Here is a 3460-nt window from a genome sequence, read left to right as displayed (position 1 = left end):
AAAACAGTGTTTTGAGCAGTCTGCGGCTAGCTTCCTAGTTTGCTCTGTGATTTTCATTGAGTATTAGTTCAATATCTGAAAAAAAGAACCTTGCAAAGCAAGATTCTTTTAGTGTCTGACTTAAATAATTGTTCTTCTGGGAACTAAATCGAATTAAGCTTCGATTTCTGTAACCATACCTGAACCAACAGTACGTCCACCCTCACGGATAGAGAATGTAGTACCTTGTTCTACGGCGATTGGGTGGATCAACTCAACGTCGATTGTCACGTTATCACCAGGCATTACCATTTCAGTACCTGCTGGAAGTTCGATTGAACCTGTAACGTCAGTAGTACGGAAGTAGAATTGTGGACGGTAGTTGTTGAAGAATGGAGTGTGACGTCCACCTTCTTCTTTAGTAAGGATGTAGACTTCACCTTTGAATTTAGTGTGTGGGTTGATTGAACCTGGTTTAGCGATAACTTGTCCACGTTCGATTTCGTCACGTTGAACACCACGAAGAAGGACACCTACGTTATCTCCGGCAAGACCTTCGTCAAGTTGTTTACGGAACATTTCAACACCAGTAACAACTGCTTTTTGAGTTTCTTCTTTGATACCAACGATTTCGATTTCGTCGTTGACTTTAACGATACCACGGTCGATACGTCCTGAAGCAACTGTACCACGTCCAGTGATTGAGAATACGTCCTCGACTGGAAGAAGCAATGGTTTGTCAGTGTCACGTTCTGGTTCTGGGATGTACTCATCAACTGTGTTCATCAATTCCATAACGATGTCTTCGTATTTAGAGTCACCTTCAAGAGCTTTAAGAGCTGAACCTTGGATAACTGGAAGATCGTCACCTGGGAAGTCGTATTCTGACAATAGGTCACGAATTTCCATTTCAACCAATTCAAGCAATTCTTCGTCGTCAACCAAGTCAACTTTGTTCATGAAGACGATAAGGTGTTTAACACCAACCTGACGTGAAAGAAGGATGTGCTCACGAGTTTGTGGCATTGGTCCGTCAGTTGAAGCTACTACAAGGATAGCTCCGTCCATTTGAGCGGCACCAGTGATCATGTTTTTAACGTAGTCCGCGTGTCCTGGAGCGTCGATGTGAGCGTAGTGACGTTTTTCAGTTTCGTACTCAACGTGCGCAGTGTTGATAGTGATACCGCGTTCGCGTTCTTCTGGAGCAGCATCGATAGACGCATAGTCTTTAGGTTGGTTAACTGATGAAGGCAAGCGACGTGCCAAAACAGTTGTGATAGCTGCAGTTAGGGTAGTTTTACCGTGGTCAACGTGTCCGATAGTACCAATGTTAACGTGTGGTTTACTACGATCGTATTTTTCTTTTGCCATTTGAGTAAAAGCCTCCAATAAAATATATTTTATAGATAGACAGTAGGCAATACAGTCTAACTTTCCTTACTATTTTATCAAATTTCAGCTAAATTGCAAGTGTTTTACAACGTTTTTGTGAATTATTCTTGGTAAAAATTTAACTAACTAATAGAAAGTACTAAATAGACTTAGCCTTCAAGGAGTTTTCAGCATTATTCATCCACTCACTTGCTGAGAATGTAAACAGTCTCTGGTTTATACTACAAAAGCAAACTAGGAAGCTAGGTATAAGTTATTCACAACATCAGTTTAATACTCTTCGAAAATCTCTTCAAACCACGTCAGCGTCGCCTTACCGTAGGTATAGTTGAGACTGGTCAAAAAGTCTTTGCAATCAGAAAAACATATAGTATCAGGTCTTGAGAAACCTTGGTACTATGCGTTTTATGGGAAGATTTACTTCATTTTCTCCTAAAGTCGAGTTTTTGCCCAACCTCTTCATCTACAACCTCAAAACATTATTTTGAGCTGACTTCGTCAGTTCTATCTACAACCTCAAAACTGTGTTTTGAACAACCTGCGGCTAGCTTCCTAGTTTACTCTTTGATTTTCATTGAGTATAAGATTGCAGATAAAACGATAACCATCATAGGACACAGCAGAGCCAATGTCGGTCGAAGAATAGCCCCCCTAATCGCTTATTTTATAGCGAAATGAAATAGAAACTGAACATTTTGTTGAGGAAGGCAAATCAATTCCCCACAGTGTTTGAGAAAGAAGGGAGGACTATTCCAACCTCAACCCACTATAAAGCAGACTTACAAGATAGGGAACCCATCTCCGATAATATATAGTAGAATGAAAACTACACAATTTGATTGGGGAATTCAAACCAATTCCTCACAATGTTTTAGAAACAAGGGTCTATTATTTCAACTGCAACCTACTATAATAGCTGGAATAGCCCACTGAGACTTCTAAACCACTGCTGGAGAGGAGTTTGTTTAGATTTTCTTTCATTTCCCTAAAAAATCAAAAAGAGAGAACCAGTCTGATCCTCTCTTACTTATAGATGGTGCTCACTCAAATGTTAAAGGAGCTATTTCTTAGAGATAAAGGAATTTGAATACAGCTACTGCCGCAATTGCTGCTGCAATAGGTGCTACTACTGGTACCCAAGAATACCACCATTTTGAATCGCCTTTATGCTCACCAAGAACTGATTTTGGAAGGAAAGCATGAAGGAGACGTGGTCCCAAGTCACGAGCTGGGTTCAAGGCAGGTCCTGTAGGTCCTCCAAGTGATGTTACCAAAGCCATAACGAGGAATCCAAGTGCCAAGTGAGCCACAGAAAGTCCTGAAGCAGTGTGTGGAGCCACCTGTGCTTTAATAGCCAAGTCAGAAAAATCAACTGTTTGTCCTGCTTGTGTTGCCATTTGTTTCATGTATTGAAGCACTTCAGCACCAAAGAAGTTTTTAGTCAAACCAAGAGCTGCAAAGAACAAAACAAATGAACCAACAAACTCGTTAATCAAACCATTGACAGTTGCTGCATAGCGACTTTCTTTTGTACCATGGTCAATACTTGAAATAGTTGAGAAAGTTCCCAAGATGTTATTTGAGTTTTCAGTTTTCAAGTAGAATGGACGGTGTGTTGCCACAACCAAGGCTTGACCAAAGATAGCCCCCAAGACTTGCGCGATAATGTAAGGTACCACTTGTGCCCAAGGGAAAAGACCGCTAACTGCAAGTCCTAGAGTGAAAGCAGGGTTGATGTGGTTCCCAGATACGTTACCAAACATCAAGGCTGGGATCATAACCCCCATACCATAACCAACAGCGATGACGATCCAGCCACTTTGGTGACCTTTCGTACCTTTAAGTTCAACGTTGGCAACTGCACCATTCCCAAGAATGATCAAAATGGCAGTTCCCAAAAATTCAGTGGCATACTTCAGTGCCCATGTGAAATCCATTTGCTAGATTCTCCTTAAAATTTTTTAGATATTCCTTATTTTATCAATTTTTACCCTATTTAGCAACTAGTTTCTGGAAAGATTTTTTAAAAATAATACTCTTCGAAAATCTCTTCAAACCACGTCAACGTCGCCTTGCCGTATGTATGGTT

The 3460-nt window shown here is 40.7% G+C and carries 2 protein-coding genes; both read right to left on the bottom strand.

All coding sequences use genetic code 11. The annotated features are described in order from the left end of the window. Nucleotides 1-153: 153 nt before the first annotated feature. Complete coding sequence (gene tuf, locus HT711_RS00850; RefSeq protein ID WP_001040724.1) at nt 154-1350, bottom strand: elongation factor Tu; 1197 nt, start codon at nt 1348-1350, stop codon at nt 154-156. A 1088-nt stretch (nt 1351-2438) separates the two neighbouring features. After that, nucleotides 2439-3308: an aquaglyceroporin Gla gene (gene gla, locus HT711_RS00845; protein WP_000348121.1), complete on the bottom strand. Its 870-nt coding sequence runs from the start codon at nt 3306-3308 to the stop codon at nt 2439-2441. Nucleotides 3309-3460 lie beyond the last annotated feature (152 nt).

The sequence above is a fragment of the Streptococcus sp. 1032 genome (genome assembly GCF_013277015.1).
In the GTDB taxonomy this organism is placed as follows: Bacteria; Bacillota; Bacilli; order Lactobacillales; family Streptococcaceae; genus Streptococcus.
This window is presented reverse-complemented; position numbering and strand designations above follow the sequence as displayed.

What these genes read in the sequence shown, in the direction of transcription:
- tuf (WP_001040724.1), bottom strand. Translation starts at nt 1,350, where the DNA reads ATGGCAAAAGAAAAATACGATCGTAGTAAACCACACGTTAACATTGGT.
- gla (WP_000348121.1), bottom strand. Translation starts at nt 3,308, where the DNA reads ATGGATTTCACATGGGCACTGAAGTATGCCACTGAATTTTTGGGAACT.